Annotated in this window: 15 protein-coding genes; 4 read left to right on the top strand and 11 right to left on the bottom strand. The window is 71.2% G+C overall.

The features are described 5' to 3' along the window. Positions 1-93 precede the first annotated feature (93 nt). Together xylA and ACZ63J_RS31085 are read left to right on the top strand one after the other, a co-directional pair. Positions 94-1,242 (top strand): xylose isomerase, encoded by a 1,149-nt coding sequence (xylA, locus tag ACZ63J_RS31090; RefSeq protein ID WP_465399419.1) that lies wholly within the window; start codon positions 94-96, stop codon positions 1,240-1,242. 17 nt (positions 1,243-1,259) lie between these two features. Then, positions 1,260-1,649 (top strand): VOC family protein, encoded by a 390-nt coding sequence (locus ACZ63J_RS31085; RefSeq protein ID WP_465313201.1) that lies wholly within the window; start codon positions 1,260-1,262, stop codon positions 1,647-1,649. 44 nt (positions 1,650-1,693) lie between these two features. On the opposite strand, the gene ACZ63J_RS31080 is transcribed toward ACZ63J_RS31085, so the two are convergent. The 11 genes from ACZ63J_RS31080 to ACZ63J_RS31030 all read right to left on the bottom strand — a co-directional run bounded on the left by ACZ63J_RS31080 (position 1,694) and on the right by ACZ63J_RS31030 (position 15,533). Next, positions 1,694-5,572 (bottom strand): carbohydrate-binding protein, encoded by a 3,879-nt coding sequence (locus ACZ63J_RS31080; protein WP_465399418.1) that lies wholly within the window; start codon positions 5,570-5,572, stop codon positions 1,694-1,696. A gap of 134 nt (positions 5,573-5,706) precedes the next feature. Then, positions 5,707-6,708 carry a sugar phosphate isomerase/epimerase family protein gene (locus ACZ63J_RS31075; protein WP_465399417.1) on the bottom strand — a complete coding sequence of 334 codons (1,002 nt, stop codon included), beginning with the start codon at positions 6,706-6,708 and terminating at the stop codon, positions 5,707-5,709. A 20-nt stretch (positions 6,709-6,728) separates the two neighbouring features. Beyond that, complete coding sequence (locus ACZ63J_RS31070; protein WP_465399416.1) at positions 6,729-8,096, bottom strand: nucleotide pyrophosphatase/phosphodiesterase family protein; 1,368 nt, start codon at positions 8,094-8,096, stop codon at positions 6,729-6,731. Then, the gene (eboE, locus tag ACZ63J_RS31065; protein WP_465399415.1) at positions 8,093-9,220 is read right to left on the bottom strand and encodes a metabolite traffic protein EboE; all 1,128 of its coding nucleotides are present in this window, start codon (positions 9,218-9,220) and stop codon (positions 8,093-8,095) included. The genes ACZ63J_RS31070 and eboE overlap by 4 nt, the downstream gene beginning before the upstream one ends. Beyond that, a complete protein-coding gene (locus ACZ63J_RS31060; protein ID WP_465399414.1) occupies positions 9,217-10,068 on the bottom strand; it encodes a TatD family hydrolase in 852 nt (283 codons plus the stop codon). The genes eboE and ACZ63J_RS31060 overlap by 4 nt, the downstream gene beginning before the upstream one ends. Beyond that, entirely contained in the window at positions 10,068-10,613 is a 546-nt protein-coding gene (locus ACZ63J_RS31055) for an EboA domain-containing protein (protein ID WP_465399413.1), read from the bottom strand. Before ACZ63J_RS31055 ends, ACZ63J_RS31060 begins: the two co-directional genes overlap by 1 nt. Continuing rightward, positions 10,610-11,431: a sugar phosphate isomerase/epimerase family protein gene (locus ACZ63J_RS31050; RefSeq protein WP_465399412.1), complete on the bottom strand. Its 822-nt coding sequence runs from the start codon at positions 11,429-11,431 to the stop codon at positions 10,610-10,612. Before ACZ63J_RS31050 ends, ACZ63J_RS31055 begins: the two co-directional genes overlap by 4 nt. Then, the gene (locus ACZ63J_RS31045; RefSeq protein WP_465399629.1) at positions 11,428-12,255 is read right to left on the bottom strand and encodes an SCO3242 family prenyltransferase; all 828 of its coding nucleotides are present in this window, start codon (positions 12,253-12,255) and stop codon (positions 11,428-11,430) included. Before ACZ63J_RS31045 ends, ACZ63J_RS31050 begins: the two co-directional genes overlap by 4 nt. After that, positions 12,252-13,361: an inositol-3-phosphate synthase gene (locus tag ACZ63J_RS31040; protein WP_465399411.1), complete on the bottom strand. Its 1,110-nt coding sequence runs from the start codon at positions 13,359-13,361 to the stop codon at positions 12,252-12,254. Before ACZ63J_RS31040 ends, ACZ63J_RS31045 begins: the two co-directional genes overlap by 4 nt. Positions 13,362-13,469: 108 nt before the next feature. After that, entirely contained in the window at positions 13,470-14,741 is a 1,272-nt protein-coding gene (locus tag ACZ63J_RS31035; protein ID WP_465334611.1) for an ROK family protein, read from the bottom strand. A gap of 342 nt (positions 14,742-15,083) precedes the next feature. Then, on the bottom strand, positions 15,084-15,533 hold the full coding sequence (locus tag ACZ63J_RS31030) for a MarR family winged helix-turn-helix transcriptional regulator (RefSeq protein WP_465313211.1): 450 nt from the start codon (positions 15,531-15,533) through the stop codon (positions 15,084-15,086). A 135-nt stretch (positions 15,534-15,668) separates the two neighbouring features. Here ACZ63J_RS31030 and ACZ63J_RS31025 point away from each other — a divergent pair, with 135 nt between their 5' ends. Both ACZ63J_RS31025 and ACZ63J_RS31020 read left to right on the top strand, forming a co-directional pair. Further along, complete coding sequence (locus ACZ63J_RS31025) at positions 15,669-16,853, top strand: MFS transporter (protein ID WP_465334609.1); 1,185 nt, start codon at positions 15,669-15,671, stop codon at positions 16,851-16,853. A 23-nt stretch (positions 16,854-16,876) separates the two neighbouring features. Beyond that, positions 16,877-17,710, top strand: coding sequence for an aldo/keto reductase (locus ACZ63J_RS31020; protein ID WP_465334607.1), 834 nt, complete (start codon positions 16,877-16,879; stop codon positions 17,708-17,710). Positions 17,711-17,841 lie beyond the last annotated feature (131 nt).

Below are 17,841 nucleotides of genomic sequence, written 5' to 3'. Positions count from 1 at the left end.
CCTCCCTGCGAAGCACTCTAACCGGCCTCTTGACGCCCGGGACCGCCGCGGCGCATATTTAGTCTACAACGTGAACTAAATGAAGGGACAGTCATGAGCGACTACGCCCCCCGGCCGGCCGACAAGTTCACCTTCGGCCTCTGGACCGTGGGCTGGCCCGCGAACGACCCGTTCGGGGTCGGGACGCGGCCACCGCTCGACCCGGTGGAGAGCGTGCACCGGCTGGCGGAGCTGGGCGCCTACGGCGTGACCTTCCACGACGACGACCTGCTCGTCACCGAGCCCGACCGCGACAAGGCGATCGAGCGGTTCCGCAAGGCGCTCGCGGAGACCGGCCTCAAGGTGCCGATGGCCACGACCAACCTGTTCACCCACCCGGTGTTCAAGGACGGCGGCCTGACCAGCAACGACCGCGACGTCCGGCGCTACGCGCTGCTGAAGGTGCGCCGCAACCTCGACCTCGCGGCGGAGCTGGGCGCGGAGACCTACGTCGTCTGGGGCGGCCGCGAGGGCGCCGAGTCCGACGCCGCGAAGGACGTCCGCGCGGCGCTGGCCCGCTACAAGGAGGGCCTCGACCTGCTCGCGGACTACGTCGTCGAGAAGGGCTACTCGCTGCGGTTCGCCCTCGAGCCGAAGCCGAACGAGCCGCGCGGTGACATCCTGCTGCCGACGATCGGGCACGCGCTGGGCTTCATCTCCCAGCTGGAGCGTTCCGAGATGTTCGGGCTCAACCCGGAGGTCGGCCACGAGCAGATGGCCGGGCTCAACTTCGTGCACGGCATTTCGCAGGCGCTGTGGCAGGGCAAGCTGTTCCACATCGACCTCAACGGCCAGCACGGCCCGAAGTACGACCAGGACCTGATCTTCGGCCACGGCGACCTGAAGAGCGCGTTCTTCCTCGTCGACCTGCTGGAGAACGGCGGCTACGAGGGTCCGCGGCACTTCGACTACAAGCCGCTGCGCACCGAGGACTCCGCGGACGTCTGGGTGTCCGCGGCCGCGAACATGCGGACCTACCTGATCCTCAAGGAGAAGGCGGCGAAGTTCCGTGCCGACCCGGAGGTCGCGGAGGCCCTGGCGGCGTCGCGGGTCCCGGAGCTCTCGACGCCGACGCTGGCGCCGGGCGAGTCGTTCGACGACCTGCTGAAGGACGACTTCGACCTCGACGCGGCCGCGGCCCGTGGTTACCACTTCACGCGGTTGAACCAGCTGGCCCTGGAGCACCTGCTCGGCGTGCGGTAAGCGGCTACCCTCGGGTGATGTTGAGCAACGCGCGGTTCGAAGCCCGTATCCCGACCCAGGACCTGGCCCGAGCCCGCCGGTGGTACTCGGAGAAGCTCGGCCTCGAACCGGCTGAGGAGCGGGAAGGCGGCCTGCGCTACGAAGGCGCGTCGGGCGTCTTCTGCCTCTTCGCCTCCGCCGGCGCGTCGGACGGATCCTTCACGCAGATGGGGTTCTACGTCGACGACATCGAGGCGGCGGTCGCCGAGATGCGGGCGCGCGGGGTCGTGTTCGAGGAGTACGACGGCGCCGTGGACGGGATCATGGACGTCCGCGGCAACTACCCGAGCAAGGGCCGCGGCGAGCGCGCCGCCTGGTTCCGCGACAGCGAGGGCAACATGCTCGGGGTCGCCGAAGTGGTCCGCTGACGGAAGAGGGGCCGCCGTGACAGCACGGCGGCCCCCTCCCCGCGTTACGACACCGTCAGCGTGTCGATGTCGAACAGGGAACCCGCGCCGCCCCGGAAGACCAGGTGGAGCGGGCCGGAGCCGCCGGTCACCGTGGTGGTGACCGTCTGGAACGTCTCCCAGCTGCCCGTGTTCGGCACCGCGACCGTGCCCAGCAGGGCGCCGGTGGCCGAGCCGTCACGGATCTCGATCGTGCCGCCCGCGCCCGCGGACGACACCACCGCGCTGAACCGCGTGATGCCCGCCGTGCTCACCGAGGCGTACCCGGCCCAGTCGCCGTTTTCGATGTAGCCCAGCGTGTTGCCGCCGCTGGCCGGGGCGTGCGGGGCGATCTGCACGCCCGAACCCGAGGTGAACGACTCACCCTCCACTGTGGACGAATGCGCGACTCCGCAGTCGGCCGCGACAGCCCCGGCGGCGTACCGGATCCCGCCGAGCAGCTCGGTCCGGAACGCCGTGTCCGAATAGGACTCGATCGTGTGGCCGAGACCGGTGTAGAACGCCCGGCCGCTCCCCTGCGGGTGGCACCAGGTGATCGGGTGGTCGGCGCCCATCTCACCGCCGGTGTAGCTGGACTCGTCCAGCGTCTGCAGCACGTGCACCTGCGCCCGCGGGTTCGTGCGGTAGTTGTACAGCTCGTCGGTCCGGGTCCAGACCGCCGGCAGGTGGGCGGTCGCCGGGTGGGTGCCGTCCTCCGTCACGAACCGGGCCTGCTGGATCGCCGGGTGGCTCTTGAACCAGGCGCCGACGAGCTGCCCGTACCACGGCCAGTCGTACTCGGTGTCGGCCGCGGCGTGGACGCCGAGGTACCCGCCACCACCTTCCACATAGGACTGGAAGGCCGCCTGCTGGTTCGCGTCCAGGACGTCACCGGTGGTCGAAAGGAAGATCACCGCCTTGTACTTCGCCAGTTCGGTGGCCGTGAACACCGACGCGTCCTCGGTCGCCGTGACGCCGAACCCCTGGGCCGTGCCCAGCTCCCGGATCGCCTGGATCCCGGCCGGGATCGCGTCGTGCCGGAAACCGGCCGTCTTGGAGAACACCAGCACGTCGTACGCGGGATCCACCTGGGTCGGCATGCTGCTCAGGCTAAACGTGTCGATGTCGAACAGGGAACCGGAACCGCCGCGGAACACGAGGAACAGCGGCCCGGACCCGCCCGACACCGAAGTCGTGACGTTCTGGAACACCTCCCAGTCGCCGGTCGGCGGCACCGCCACGCTGCCCAGCAGCGTCCCGGTGGCCGAGCCGGACCGGATCTCGATCGTGCCGCCCGGCCCGGCGGAGGAGATCCGCGCGGAGAACGTCCGCGCGCCCGCCGTGCTCACCGAGGCGTACCCGGCCCAGTCACCGTTTTCGATGTAGCCCAGCGTGTTGCCGCCGCTGGCCGCGGCGTGCGGGGCGATCTGGACGCCGGAGCCGGAGGTGAACGACTCGCCTTCGATCGCGCCCGCCTGCGTCGCCGTGGTGAAGGTGAACGAGTCGAGGTCGAACAGGTTGCCCTGCCCGGTGACGCCCTTGAACACGAGGTACAGCGTTGTCGTGCCGGACGGCCGGTTCGTCAGGTTCGCCGTGACGTTCTGGAACACCTCCCAGTCCCCGGTGCTGGGCGCCGCCACGGACCCGAGCAGCGTGCCGGTCGGCGAGCCCGCGCGGACCTCCAGCGTGCCACCGGGGCCCGCCGAGGACACGCGTGCGCTGATCGACGTCGCGTTGCCCAGCGCGTACGGCGTGAACGAGATCCAGTCGTCGTTGTCGGTGTACCCGACGGTCCGGCCGCCTTCGGCCGCGCCGTGGTCGGCGAGCTGGATCCCGGACTGCGCCGAGAAGTGCTCACCCTGCCGGTGCCGCGGCTGCAGCTTGTGCACGCTGTGCGACGTCAGCCCGCCGTTGTCGGTGTACTGCGCGTCGAACACGCCGAAGATGTTCGCCGCGGCGTCGTGCTCACCGTCGACGGGGACCGCGATCGAGCCGCTGCACCCGGTCGCCTGGGTGATCTGGTGCTGGTGGCTGTCGTGGCCGAGCAGGTAGGTGACCTTGACCTTCGAGCAGTCCAGCGGCCCGTCTTCGGGGTCGGTGCCGGTCACCTGGAAGGGCACGGTGTCCCCGAAGGAGAACAGCTGACCGTCCTCTGGGGTGGTCAGGTTCACCGTCGGTGCGGTGTTCCCGACCGTGACGACGAGGCTCGCCGTGCCGGTCAGGCCGTCCGGATCGGTCACCGTGAGCGTCGGCGAGTAGGTGCCGTTGGTCGTGTAGGTGTGCGCCGGGTTCGCCGACGTCGATGTGGCGCCGTCACCGAAGGCCCAGCGGTAGCTCAGCGCCCCGCCTTCGGGGTCGGTGCTGCCCGCGGAGGAGAAGTTCACGGTCAGCGGGTTGGCCCCGGAGGTCTTGTCGGCCGCGGCCTTCGCGACCGGGCTGCGGTTGGTGCCCGCGAGGTACTCGACCCGGTAGAGCGCCTGGTTGTCACTGCCGGTGCCGTAGTCGAGGACGTACAGGGCGCCGTCGGGGCCGAACGCCATGTCCATGACCTGCGTGCCGGTCCACGGGAAGTTGTCGATCGTGCCGCGGCTGCCGTCGGCGTTGACGGTGACCGCCTTGATCCACTTGCGCCCGTACTCCCCGGCGAAGAACTTGCCGTCGAGCGACTGCGGGAACTTGATCGTCGACGTCGAACTGGCGTCGTAGCGGTAGACCGGCCCGCCCATTGGTGATTCCGAGCCGCTGCCGAACTCCGGCGGCGAGCCCTCGTCGCCCGCGTACTTGATCCACGCGGGTTTCGGCACCGGCAGCTTGGCGAGCCCGGTGTTGCGGAACGAGGAGTTCGTCGGCCCGCCCGCGCAGTCGTACTTCGCGCCGGACGGCCCGCTCGGGAAGGTGAAGTGGTTGTACGTCTCGGTGGTCGTGTTCGAGCCGGTGCAGTACGGCCAGCCGAAGTTGCCCGGCCCGGTGATCCGGTCGAACTCGACCTGGCCCTGCGGCCCGCGGTCGGGGTTGGTGACGCCGGCGTCCGGGCCGTAGTCGCCGAGGTAGACGACGCCGGTCGGCTTGTCGACACTCATCCGGAACGGGTTGCGGAAGCCCATCGCGTAGATCTCCGGCCGCGTGTTCGCGGTGCCCGGCGCGAAGAGGTTGCCCGACGGGACGGTGTAGGTGCCGTCGGCCTGCGGGTGGATGCGCAGGAGCTTGCCGCGCAGGTCGTTCGTGTTGCCGGACGAGCGTTGCGCGTCGAACTGCGGGTTGCGTGTGGTCCGCTCGTCGATCGGCGAATAGCTGTCCGAGGAGAACGGGTTGGTGTCGTCGCCGGTGGTGAGGTAGAGGTTGCCGGCGGCGTCGAAGTCGATGTCACCCCCGACGTGACAGCACTGGCCGCGGTCGTTCGCGACCTTGAGGACGACCTTCTCGCTGGCGAGGTCGAGGGTGTTGTCGGTCTTCAGGACGAACCGCGAGAGGTGCAGCTCACCCTTGAAGGGCGCGAAGTCGGCCTCGGTGCCGTCGGTCGGCGCGTCACCGTCCGGTGTGGACAGCCGCGGCGAGAAGTACAGCCAGACGAACCGGTTGGTGGCGAACCCGGGATCGGCGGCGACCCCCTGGAGGCCTTCCTCGTCGTGGGTGTAGACGTTCAGCTTCGCCGCGACCGACGTCGCGCCGGCCGCGGTGGTGACGCGGACGGTGCCGTCGCGGGAGGTGTGCACGACCGAACGGTCCGGCAGCACGGCGAGCGACATGGCCTCGCCGAGCTCGGCCGCACCGGTGGCGAGGGCGACCTGCTGGTAGTCCGCGGGCGGGATGTCCGCGCGCGCCGGGGTGTCGAGGGTGAGCAGGAGGCCGGTGCCCAAGAGTGCGGCGCCGAACAGCCTCGCCCACTTCGGTGGGGACGGAGACATGCTGGATCCTTCCTGATTTTGCGCGTGCTTCGCCCCGGAGTGGCGCGAAGCCGGTTTTGATCACCTTCCGACGGGGTTGGCGGTCACCCGTTGAACAGAAGCGTTGGTGCCCTGCCGCGGCTGCAGGCTTACGGTTACTTCGAGGAGAAGGCGGCGTCGAAGGCCGCCGTGGGTGGGGTGAAGTTGAGCTTGCGGACGAACTCCAGCGCTTCCGGTGCGCCGATCAGCCGGTCCATGCCCGCGTCCTCCCACTCGATCGAAATCGGGCCGTCGTAACCGATGGCGTTCAGCATGCGGAAGACGTCTTCCCACGGGACGTCACCGTGGCCGGTCGAGACGAAGTCCCAGCCGCGGCGGGGATCCGCCCACGGGAGGTGGGAGCCGAGCCGGCCGTTGCGGCCGTTGAGCTGCTTGCGGGCCTCCTTGCAGTCGACGTGGTAGATGCGGTCCTTGAAGTCCCACAGGAACCCGACCGGGTCGAGGTCCTGCCAGACGAAGTGCGACGGGTCGAAGTTCAGCCCGAACGCCTCGCGGTGCCCGATCGCCTCCAGCGTCCGGACCGTGCTCCAGTAGTCGTAGGCGATCTCGCTCGGGTGCACCTCGTGGGCGAAGCGCACGCCGACCTCGTCGAACACGTCCAGGATCGGGTTCCAGCGCGTCGCGAAGTCGGCGTACCCGCGCTCGATCATCGACGGCGGCACCGGCGGGAACATCGCCACCGTGTGCCAGATCGACGAGCCGGTGAATCCGACCACAGTGGACACTCCGAGCTTCGCCGCGGCGCGGGCGGTGGTCTTCATCTCCTCCGCCGCCCGCTGCCGGACGCCCTCGGCCTCGCCGTCGCCCCAGATCCGCGCCGGCAGGATGGCCGCGTGCCGCTCGTCGATCGGGTGGTCGCAGACGGCCTGGCCGAGCAGGTGGTTCGAAATCGCCCACACCTTGAGGTCGTACTTGGCCAGCGTCTCCAGCTTCGCCTCGACGTAGCCGTCCTCCGCCACCGCGCGATCCACTTCGAAGTGGTCTCCCCAGCAGGCGATCTCGAGGCCTTCGTAGCCCCAGCCGCTCGCCAGCTCGCACACCTCCTCGAACGGCAGATCGGCCCACTGCCCGGTGAACAGGGTCAACGGTCGTGCCATGTCTGACCTCCTGGTGAGTCCTACTCGGTACGGATGGCCGCCAGCAACAGGTCCTTGACCTCGGTGGCGTGGATCTTTTCGCGGGCGAGCGCCGGGTCCGAGCAGAGCAGGACCGGCCCGTCCTCGGGCGCGTCCGGCAGCCGCCCGTGGCTGCCCTTCACCGGCGCCGGGTCGAGCGGGACGACCTGCATCGAGTACCGCAGGCCGAGCTTCTTGCGGGCCAGCGCGGACGCCGCCTTCAGCTTCACCTTCGGGTCGTTCGGGTCGAAGAACAGCTCGGCCGGGTCGTACCCGGGCTTCCGGTGGATCTCGACGGTCTTCGCGAAGTCCGGCGCGCGGTCGTCGCTCAGCCAGTAGTAGTAGGTGAACCACGCGTCCGGCTCGGCGATCGCGACCAGCTCCCCGGCCCGCTCGTGGTTGATCCCGATGCCCGCCTGGCCCTCGCGGTCGAGGACGACGTCCACTCCGGACAGTCCGGCGACGATGTCCCGCACCCGCGGGAGGTCGGCCGGGTCGGCGACGTAGACGTGCGCGACCTGGTGGTCGGCCACCGCGAACGCCCGCGACGTCCACGGGTCGAGGTACTCCATGCCCGCCTGGACGTACACGTTGAGCAGGCCCTCACGGCGCAGCGCCCGGTTGATGTCGACCGGACGGCTCGCGTTCGTGATGCCGTACTCCGACAGCGCGACGACGGTGTGCCCACCGGCAGCGGCGAAGTCCAGCAACGGCTTCAAAGCCGTGTCGATCTCCCGCGCGGCCGCCGCGGCCTGAGGCGCGTCCGGGCCGAAGCGCTGCAGGTCGTAGTCCAGGTGCGGGATGTAGACGAGCGTGGTGTCCGGCTTGTCCTCGGCCATGATCTTCTGCGCCGCGGCGATGATCCACTTCGACGACGTGATGGCCGCTGTCGGACCCCAGTAGGTGAACAGCGGGAACTCGCCGAGCTCGCCGACGAGCCGGTCGTGCAGCTGCGGCGGGTGGGTGTAGGCGTCCGGGGACTTCTTGCCGTCGGCGTGGTAGATCGGCCGCGGAGTCACCGTTAGGTCGACGTCCATGCCCATCGCGTACCACCAGCAGACGTTGGCGACGCGATGCCCGGCCTGCGCGCGGCGGGCCGCGTCCCAGAACTTGTCGCCCTGCACCAGCCGGTTGTGCTGGCGCCACAGGAAGATCTCGCCGAGGTCGCGGAAGTACCAGCCGTTGCCGACGATGCCGTGTTCCGCCGGCTGCAGTCCGGTCAGGAAGGTGGACTGCACCGAGCACGTCACCGCCGGGAAGACCGTGTCCAGCTGCGCGGTGAAACCGGGTTCGGCCATCTTGCGCAGGTTCGGCATGTGCGGGAGCAGCCGCGGCGTCAGGCCGACGACGTCGAGAACGAGCAAACTCATCTAGAAACCTCTTCCAAGCCCAGGGTGGTCAGTTCTCGCCGGGTCCAGTCCAGCTCGGCGGCGATGCCCGCGACGAGCCCGGCGGTGTCGGCGGGTGCGTCCGGGAGCACCTGCCAGGTGTAGGTCTCGACCTCGACGTGGTCGGTGCGCGCGGTCGCGCCGCCGAACAGCTCGGCCAGGGTCCCGGCCAGCACGGGCCGGGTCGACGTCAGCGGCGGCGCCGGGTCGGCGTGCAGCGGCACGTGGAAGTGCACGCGCCACGGCGCCTCGCCCGGCAGGCCACCGGCCAGCGCCTCATCGAGGTCGTCGGCGCCCGGCGGGGCGCCTTCGTTGCTCTGGTGCAGGAACCGGGGTTCCACAAAGGACTCCAACGCCCGCCGCGTCGCGGGATCCGCTGGGTTCGCCGCTTCGAGCGCGGCCGACGCCTGAAGCTTGACGACGTCGAGCCCGGCGGCTTCCAATCGTCCGAGCGCGGCCGCGGGGTCCTCGAACCCGACCGCGAGGTGGCACGTGTCGAGGCAGACGCCGAGCCACTCTTTGTCCACTTCGGACAGCAGCGACGCCGCCTGCGTGGTCGTCTCGATGACACAGCCGGGCTCCGGCTCGAACGCCACCCGCACCGGCCGGTCCTGCTTGGCCAGTCCCTTGGCGAGCAGTTCGAGCTGACCGGCGTCGTCCCGCCATTCGGTGCGCCAGCCCAGCGGCAACGTCGACACGCTGCCGCGCACGGCGTCCTCCGGCATGAGCTCGGCGAGCAGCCGGGCGAGATCGAGCGTGTACTGCGTCCGCTCGGGAGTCGACCAGTCCGGCCGGTACACCTTGTGCTTGACCACCGGGTCGTGGAACCCCTGGTACGGGAACCCGTTGAAGGTGACGACCTCCAGCCCGCGCGCCGCCAGCTCGGCCCGCAGCCGGGCCACCGCCGCCGGGTTCTCGACCAGCTCGGAAGCCACCGGCCGGGCCAGCCACAGGCCGAGCCCGAGCCGGTCGACGCCCAGGCGTTCCCGCACCGGCTCGCCGAAGCGGGCCAGCTGGGCGAGCACACCGTCGAGGTCCTCGGCCTGGTGCACGTTGGTGCAGTAGGCGAGGTGGACGAGCGTGCCGTCAGGGTGCCGGAACCTCACTTGCGCGCACCTCGCAGGATCGAGTTGCCCGCGAACTCGGCTTCCGGCGACACGCCTTCGAGCGAAAGCCGGCCGCTCTGGCCGTAGAACTCGACCGGGTTGCGCCACAGCACCTGGTCGACGTCGTCCTCGGTGAAACCGGCGGCCAGCATCGCGTCGCCGGTCTTGCGGGTCTTGAGCGGGTCGCTCTTGCCCCAGTCCGCCGCCGAGTTCACCAGCACCTTCTCGGTGCCGAACTCGCGCAGGATCGCGACCATCCGCTCTTCGTCCATCTTCGTGTCCGGGTAGATCGAGAACCCCATCCAGGAGCCGGACTCCTTGACCATCGCGACGGTCATCTCGTTGAGGTGGTCGAGCACCACGCGCTCCGGCGCGATCCCCGACTCGCGGACGACGGCGATGCTCCGCTCGGTCCCGGCGGCCTTGTCGCGGTGCGGGGTGTGCACCATCGCCGGCAGCTCGTGGTCGATCGCCAGCGCGAGCTGCGCGGCGAACGTCTTGTCCTCCTCGGCGGTCATCGAGTCGTAGCCGATCTCGCCGACCGCGACGACGCCGTCCTTCTCCAGGTAACGCGGCAGCAGGTCGAGCACCGGCGCGCACCGGGGGTCGTTGGCCTCCTTGGGGTTCAGCGCGATCGTGCAGTGGTGCGCGATGCCGAACTGGCTCGCGCGGAACGGCTCCCAGCCGACCAGCGCGTCGAAGTAGTCGGTGAAGCTGCCGACGTTCGTGCGCGGCTGGCCCAGCCAGAACGCCGGTTCGACGAGCGCGCGGACGCCCGCCGCGTGCATCGCCGCGTAGTCGTCGGTGGTCCGGGAGCTCATGTGGATGTGCGGGTCGAAGATGCGCATCAGGCGTCCTGTTCGTTCAGCAGCGGGAGGAGGTCGGCGGGCACGTCGCGGCCCGCGGCGGTGCGCTCCGCGGCGAACGACCGCATCATGCGCAGCAGCTCCTCGTCGGTCCGGCGGTCCAGCCCGGCCACCTCGGCCAGGGGGATGCCCATGAAGACGCACTTGAGCACGCCGTGGCGGTAGGCGGAGTCGTCCAGGTGCGTGGCCGCGTACTCCCCCATCGCCGCGGTGACGAGCCGGGTGTCGTTGGTGCGCAGGGCGTCCGCGACCAGGTCGAGGCCGGCATCCCCGAGGTCCACAACGGACAGTCCACGGAGGACGGCCCGCTTCTCGGCGGCGTCGCCGTAGCGGTAGAGGTCCGGCATCTCGGCGGCCGCGCCGGGCGCGGCTTCGAGCAGCCGGACGCGCGCCACGTCGTCGACCGTCCAGCCCGGGGTGTCCGAGGGGCCCCGGCCGACCCGGCGGCCGACTCCGGGGAACAGCGTGCGCAAGGCCGTCGCGTCGGTGGCCACCTTCGTCAGAGCTTCGTCGAGCCAGGCGTTCACACGATCGCCGCCTTCCGCAGGAACTCCAGGGACTCCCGCGCGATCCGCGGGGCCGCATGACTGTCGCGCGGCAGTTCGACGGCGACCAGCCCGGGGTACGGCGACAGCGCTTCCAGCACCGGCGGGAAGTCGATCTCACCCTTCCCGAACTCCAGGTGCTCGTGCGTGCCGCGGCGCATGTCGTCGATCTGGACGTTCACCAGCCGCGGCAGCGCGCGCCGGACGCAGTCGGGCACGGACGCGGACTCGTTGCACCGGCAGTGCCCGATGTCCAGCGTCAGCCCGAACCGCTCCGGGTCACCCAGCCGCCGGGCCAGCTCGAAGTAGCCGTCGAGGTCCTCGACGAGCATGCCCGGCTCGGGTTCGAAGCCGAGCTTGACGTCGTGGTCGTCGGCCGCCTTGAGCACGTCCGCGCAGCCGTCGACCAGGTACGCCCAAGCGTCCTCAGTGGACAGCTCGGCCGGCTTGTTCCCGCTCCAGAAGGACACCGCCTCGGCGCCGAGGTCCGCGGCGATCTCGACGGCCCGGGTCAGGAACTCCACCCGCGAGGACCGATCCGGATCGAGGAACGTCGGCGAGTGCTTGCGCCACGGGTCCAGCAGGAACCGCGCGCCGGTCTCGACGACCACGGCGAGCCCGAGCCGGTCCAGGTCCGCGCGCAGCGAGGCGACGCGCCGGGCGAGGTCCGGCCCGAACGGGTCGAGGTGCTGGTGGTCGAGGGTGAGTGCGACGCCGTCATACCCGAGGTCGGCAAGCACGCGCAGCGCGTCCCCGAGCCGGTGGTTGGCGAAACCGTTGGTGCCGTAACCGAACCTCATGTCGGGGACACCTTCCGGCTCAGCGCCCGGGCGATCGGGAACGCGGCGGCGACGGCCAGCGCCGAGCGCCACGCCCCGGTCCGCGCGATCAGCCCGGCCTGCAGCGGGATCATGCCGTGGATCCCGGCGCCGACCGCGCGGCGGATCTTCGGCGCGACCGGGTCGCGGACGGCGTCGTACTGCGCCCGCCCGGTCGTCACCGCGTACGTCCCGAGCAGCGCCGAAGCCAGCGGACCGACGCGTCCGGCGGCGACCCGCACCCCGGCCGTCGCCGCCAGCGTGGCGGCCGGGAGCGCCGGCTTCGCGCCGTGCACCTCGGCCCGCGACAACGTCGTCACCGCGAACGTGTGCGCCCCGACCGTCAGCGCCGCGGGTGTCGCGGCGCGGGCCCCGCCCGCCCCCAGCAGGACGTCGAGGGTGCGGGCCGCGGCCATCGCGGCCGGGCCGAACACCGTCTCCTTGAGCACGAAGTCGTACGCCCAGACGGTCGCGGCCAGCGGCAGGGCGACCCGCAGGGCCCGCTTCCCGCCGGCCGCCGCCGCGATGCCCAGCCCGGTCGCGGTCAGCCCGGTCGCGACACCGAGCGCGGTCTCCGGCTTGATCCGCCCGGACGGGATCGGCCGCTCGGGCCGTTCCATCGCGTCGAGGTGGCGGTCGGCGTAGTCGTTGAGCGCCATGCCCGCCCAGTAGATGCAGACGGACGCGGCGGTGAGGGCCGGCGTGCGGCGGCCGAAGGGCCAGCCCGAAGCCGCGGCTCCGGCGACGACGTCCCCGGGCACGGTCAGCGCCGCGGGGGCGCGGACGAGTTCGACGTAGGCCTTCACCGGTGCGCCCACTCACGCAGCGCCGCGTACTGGGACGCGAGGTCGTGCGGGCCGTCCCCGGCCGGGTCCTTGAAGAAGAAGCCGAACTCGGCGACCGGGCCCGCGACGCCGTCGCGGCAGGCCTTGCCGGTGAGCCGGGCGAGGTCGAGGACCAGCGGCGCGGCGAGCGCGGAGTCGCAGCCCTGCCAGGTGAGCTGGAGCGTCATGCGGGTGCCGAGGAACCCCTCGAACAGGACGTGGTCCCAGGCCGTCTTCCAGTCGCCGAGCGCGGGGACGTTGTCGATGTGCACCTCGCCGTCGACCTCGCGGCCGAGGTTCTGCGAGAGCACCTGCTGCTTGGACGCGTTCTTGCTGGCCGCCGCGCCGGGGTCGGCGAGCGTGGCGCCGTCCCCGCCGCCGAGCAGGTTCGTGCCCGACCAGGCCAGGACGTTCAGCCCGCGCTGGGCGAACATCGGCGCGAGCACCGAGCGCAGCAGCGTCTCGCCGGTCTTGCCGTCGCGGCCCGCGTAGGGCAGCCCCGCGGTGCGGGCCAGCTCGTCCAGCGCCGGCAGCCGCGCGCCCGTGGACGGCGTGAAGTCGACAAAGCCACAACCCGCACGGAACGCGGCGTAGGCGTACAGCGCGCTGGGCGGGAGAGTCTCCAGCGCGTCTTCCAACGCGGCCAAGGACTCGTGCGCCGGGTGCGGCGCGCACGGCGGCTCGGTGGAGGAGACGTTGATCACCACGACGTGGTCCAGACCCTCGCGGAACTCGGTCAGGTCCGCGATGAGTTGATCCGCCGCCGCACGCCCGCCCTCGGCCGGTGCTTGGCGCAGCCGGGACTCGGCCGCTTCCAGCTCGGCCGTGACCGGGCCGGGCAGCGTCGCCGGCAGCACGCCCGCCGCCGCCAGCTGCTCCGCCCGCTTGACCAGCGGTGTGTCGACGACGTCGTGCCCTCCGAAGACCAGGTCGTCCAAGCCGGGCAGCTCCGCCCCGGCGAAGTCCGGCAGCTCGGTCACGCAGCCCGTGCGCGCGGCAAGTCCCGCACGCATCGCGGCCGCCCCGGCGACGGCCGTCGTGGCCACCGATCCCCGGGCTCCGATCAGCCAGACACCGATCTTCCCCATGTTGTTGCCTCCCAGTTCAGCGTCAGCCCGTGCCCGTCGCTCGTTCGCCGGGCGTGCCGAGGCCCACCCGAACTACATCGCCCATTTGGATCAAGCGTTTCCACCGGGTCATCCGCTGTCCCTCTCCGCTCGCTCCGGCACCAGCGCCGGATCGTCGAAAACCGCCTGCAGCGCGACGTGCGCCCCGCCGCGCGAAGCCGCCGAGAACCCGAGCCAGGACAGCTCGACGCGGCAGCCGCCGATGCCCGGGGCGACCACCCGCGCCTCGAGCTCGGCCATCATCGGGCCCAGCAGGTACGGGCCGAGCTGCGCGAAGTAGCCGCCCAGCAGCACCACGCGCGGGTTGAAGACGTTGATCAGCACGGCCGCGCCGACCCCGAGACCGGTGCCGACCTGCGCGAGCGCGTCGAGGGTGCGCTTGTCCTTGCGCTGGGCGCGGCGGCGGATCATGTCGAGCCGCTGCTCGAGGTCGAGGGACGGGTCGTGCACCGGGTCGTTGGGCGCCGCCGCGAGCCGCAGCATCCCGGCCAGCCCGACCAGGGTCTCCCAGCAGCCCCGGCGGCCGCAGCCGCAGACGCGGCCCGCCGGGTCGAGCTGGATGTGCCCGATCTCACCGGAGAAGCCCTCCGCGCCGCCGAGCAGCCGGCCCCCGGAGATCACGCCGCCGCCGACGCCGATCTCGCCGGTCAGGTAGACCAGGTCGGCGGTCCCGGCGACACTGCCCATCGCGTACTCGCCGAGCGCGCCGAGGTTGGCGTCGTTGGCCGTGCGGATCGGGAACGTCAGCGGGCCCAGCCGCCGCGTCAGCCGCTCGGTGAACCCGCCGACCACCGGGACGTCGGTCCAGTGCAGGTTCGGCGCGAAGGCGACGGTGCCGCTCGTGACGTCGACCAGCGCCGGGATGCCGACGGTCACCCCGGCGGGCAGCACCCCGAGCCGGCGGCACTCCCGCAGCGCGCGGGCGGTCAGCTCGGCGCCGGCGTCGAGCACCTTCGCCACGGGAAGCGCTTGCACGTCGAGCGCGACACGTTGTTCGAAGAGCACCGTGCCGGTGAGGTCGAGGGCGAGCGCGGTCAGGTAGTCGACGTTGATCTCGACGCCGATCCCGCCGACCCCCCGGCCGTCCAGCCGGACGATCGTCCCCGGCCGCCCGACCGCGCCGGCGCGTTCCCGCTCGCCCTCACGGGCCAGCCCCCGCCCGACGAGCTCGGAGACCAGGCTCGACACGGTTCCCTTGTTCAGGCCGGTGTCCGCGGCGATCCCCGCCCGCGACCGGGGGCCCCCGTCACGCAGGTGCCGCAGCACGAGCGAGAGGTTGCTCCGGCGGACAGCGGTCTGATCGGCCGGGCGCACCGGTTTGAGCGAGAAGGAGGAGTCCACGCCGACACACCCCGGTTCGTCTGGTGGGACAACAAATTAGGGCGGCCGGAACGAACAGGTCAACGAGGTGGCCGGGCGCGCACTGTCACCAAAAGGCACACAAATCAGGCTGACCAGCGAAACTATCGAACGCGCGTGACAAAAGGGTCCCACGGATGGAGCACTGGTTCGGGTGCGCGGCCACCGTAATCCCGCCGCCGATCGAGACCCGCCGTTAGTCGTGTCCCGGTGACCGGGACGAGGCCGGGCGCACAACCAAAATGTCCGGCGACACGGAAACTTGCGGGCTCCCGAAGCGCGAAACTATCGCCGCCGCATCGAAAGTTTTCGCAACCGCCCGCGTCAGGGAGCGAAGGTGAGGGTGCCGAGAGCGGCGACGAGCGGGGCCAGCTCCGGCAGCGCCTCGGCTTCCGCCAGCGCCTCGGCCAGCGCCGTGTCGTGGGTCGGGCGCGCCGCCGTCAGCAGGGCCTGGCCCGCCGGCGTCACCTCCGTGTAGATGCCGCGGCGGTCGTCCGCGCAGAGGTAGCGGGCCAGCAGCCCGCGGTCCTCGAGCCGCGTGACCAGCCGGGTCGTCGCCGACTGGCTGAGCACCACGGCGTTCGCCAGCTGGTTCATCCGCAGGTGGAAGCCGTCCTGGCGGGCCAGCACGTCGAGCACCGTGTACTCGCTCACCGACAGCTCGTGGTCGCGGTTGAGTGCGCGCTGCAGCTTGTCTTCGATGCGCGCGTGGAGCGCGGCCAGCGTGCGCCAGCCCTGCGCGCGCGCTTCGACGGCGTCGTCGTCCAGTGACACGGTTCACCTCTCCCGGACTTGCCGCATACGTTTGCGCGCGGCACTCTAAAGCTTGTGCAATATACGGCGCGTGCAACTATCTCGGACGCTCGTAGTTGCTCACGCCCACAAGTCTACTCCGGAAGAAGGAAGTCCATGCCCGCCGCTCTGCTCGCCCTCGCGATCAGCGCTTTCGGGATCGGCACCACCGAGTTCGTGATCATGGGCCTGCTGCCCGAGGTCGCGGGCGACTTCGGTGTCTCGATCCCGTCCGCAGGCCTGCTCATCTCGGGGTACGCGCTCGGTGTTGTCGTCGGCGCGCCCCTGCTCACCGCGCTCGCATCGCGCGTCCCGCGCAAGACCGTGCTCGTCGCCCTGATGGGCCTGTTCATCGCCGGCAACGTGCTCTCGGCGCTGGCCCCGAGCTACGGCCTGCTGATGACCGGCCGGGTTGTCGCGGCCCTCTCGCACGGCGCGTTCTTCGGTGTCGGCTCGGTCGTCGCCGCGTCGCTCGTCGCCCCGGCCAAGCAGGCCAGTGCGATCGCGCTGATGTTCACCGGGCTGACCGTGGCGAACGTGCTCGGCGTGCCCGCCGGCACCGCGCTCGGCCAGGCCTTCGGCTGGCGCTCGACGTTCTGGGTGGTCAGCGCCCTGGGCGTGGCCGGCGCGATCGGCATCCTGGCGCTCGTGCCGCACCAGCCCAAGAGTGACAACGTCGGCCTGCGCGGTGAGCTCGCCGTGTTCCGCCGTCCGCAGGTGTGGCTCGCGCTCGCGATGACCGCACTCGGCTTCGGCGGGGTGTTCGCGTCGTTCACCTACATCGCGCCGATGATGACCGAGGTCGCGGGCTTCTCCAGTGGCGCCGTCACCTGGCTGCTCGTGCTCTTCGGCGCCGGCCTGTTCGCCGGCAACCTGCTCGGCGGCAAGGCGGCGGACCGCAAGCTGATGCCCAGCCTGTACGTCATCCTCGCCGCGCTCGCGCTGATCCTGGCCGCGTTCGTCTTCACCGCCCACGGCAAGGTGCCGGCCGCGATCACCATCGCGCTGTTCGGCGCGGCCGGGTTCGCCACGGTCCCGCCGCTGCAGGCCCGCGTCATGGCGAAGGCCGAAGGCGCCCCAGCGCTGGCCTCGGCCGCGAACATCGCCGCGTTCAACCTCGGCAACGCCGGCGGCGCGTGGCTCGGCGGCCGGGCCATCGAATCCGGCCTCGGCTACACCGCGCCCAACTGGATCGGCGCCCTGCTCGCCGCGGCCGGCCTCGCCGTGGCGCTCTTCTCCGGCCTGCTCGACCGCCGGACCCCCGTCAGTTTCCCCGCCGGGGAACGGGTACCCGCCCGATGAACCACCCACCGAAAGGAACCCTCGTGACCAGCGTGCCCGTCATCGAAATCGCCGACGGCGTCCGGATGCCGCAACTCGGCTACGGCGTGTTCCAGGTCCCGGACGACGAGACCACCGCCGCCGTGAAGGCCGCTCTCGAAGCGGGCTACCGCAGCATCGACACGGCCACCGTCTACGGCAACGAAAAGGGCGTCGGCCAGGCGCTCGCCGAGTCCGACGTCGCCCGTGAAGACCTGTTCGTCACCACCAAGCTGTGGAACTCCGCCCAGGGGTACGACGAGACGCTCAAGGCGTTCGACGCCAGCATGGCCAAGCTCGGCCTGGAGCAGCTGGACCTCTACCTGATCCACTGGCCGACACCCGAGCGCGACAAGTACCTCGCCACGTGGAAGGCGTTCGAGAAGCTGCACGCCGACGGCCGCGTCCGCGCGATCGGCGTGTCCAACTTCCAGCCCGCGCACCTCGAGCGCCTGCTCGACGCGGCCGACGTCGCCCCCGCGGTCAACCAGGTCGAGCTGCACCCCTACCTGCAGCAGCAGGAGGTCCGCGAGTTCGACGCCAAGCACGGCATCACGACCGAAGCGTGGAGCCCGCTCGCCAAGGGCGGCTCGTTGCTCGGCGACCCGGTGATCGCGGACCTCGCGGTGAAGCACAGCCGCACGCCCGCGCAGATCGTGCTGCGCTGGCACCTGCAGCTGGGCAACGTCGTGATCCCGAAGTCCGTGACGCCGTCCCGCATCGCGGAGAACTTCGACCTGTTCGGGTTCACCCTCGCGGAGGAGGAGCTGGAGCTGCTCACCCCGCTGGACCGCGGTGAGCGCACCGGTCCCGACCCGGACACCTTCAACGCCGCCTGACCCCGTCGTGGGGGGGGGGGGGGGGGGGGGGGGGAGGGGAGAACCAAAAAGGGGAAGGGGGGGGGGAAGGGGTGGGGGGGGGGGGGGGGAGGGGGGGGGGAGGGGGGGGTGCGGGGGGGTGGGGGCGAGGG

It is taken from the genome of Amycolatopsis sp. NPDC104863 (assembly GCF_055582965.1).
The sequence above is the reverse complement of the archived record's forward strand: the minus strand, read 5'-3'. Positions and strand labels throughout refer to the sequence as shown.

Coding starts and splice junctions, on each gene's coding strand:
- ACZ63J_RS31040 (WP_465399411.1), bottom strand. CDS start 13,361: ATGGGGAAGATCGGTGTCTGGCTGATCGGAGCCCGGGGATCGGTGGCC.
- ACZ63J_RS31070 (WP_465399416.1), bottom strand. CDS start 8,096: ATGAGTTTGCTCGTTCTCGACGTCGTCGGCCTGACGCCGCGGCTGCTC.
- ACZ63J_RS31050 (WP_465399412.1), bottom strand. CDS start 11,431: ATGAGGTTCGGTTACGGCACCAACGGTTTCGCCAACCACCGGCTCGGG.
- xylA (WP_465399419.1), top strand. CDS start 94: ATGAGCGACTACGCCCCCCGGCCGGCCGACAAGTTCACCTTCGGCCTC.
- ACZ63J_RS31060 (WP_465399414.1), bottom strand. CDS start 10,068: ATGCGCATCTTCGACCCGCACATCCACATGAGCTCCCGGACCACCGAC.
- ACZ63J_RS31085 (WP_465313201.1), top strand. CDS start 1,260: ATGTTGAGCAACGCGCGGTTCGAAGCCCGTATCCCGACCCAGGACCTG.
- ACZ63J_RS31025 (WP_465334609.1), top strand. CDS start 15,669: ATGCCCGCCGCTCTGCTCGCCCTCGCGATCAGCGCTTTCGGGATCGGC.
- ACZ63J_RS31080 (WP_465399418.1), bottom strand. CDS start 5,572: ATGTCTCCGTCCCCACCGAAGTGGGCGAGGCTGTTCGGCGCCGCACTC.
- ACZ63J_RS31075 (WP_465399417.1), bottom strand. CDS start 6,708: ATGGCACGACCGTTGACCCTGTTCACCGGGCAGTGGGCCGATCTGCCG.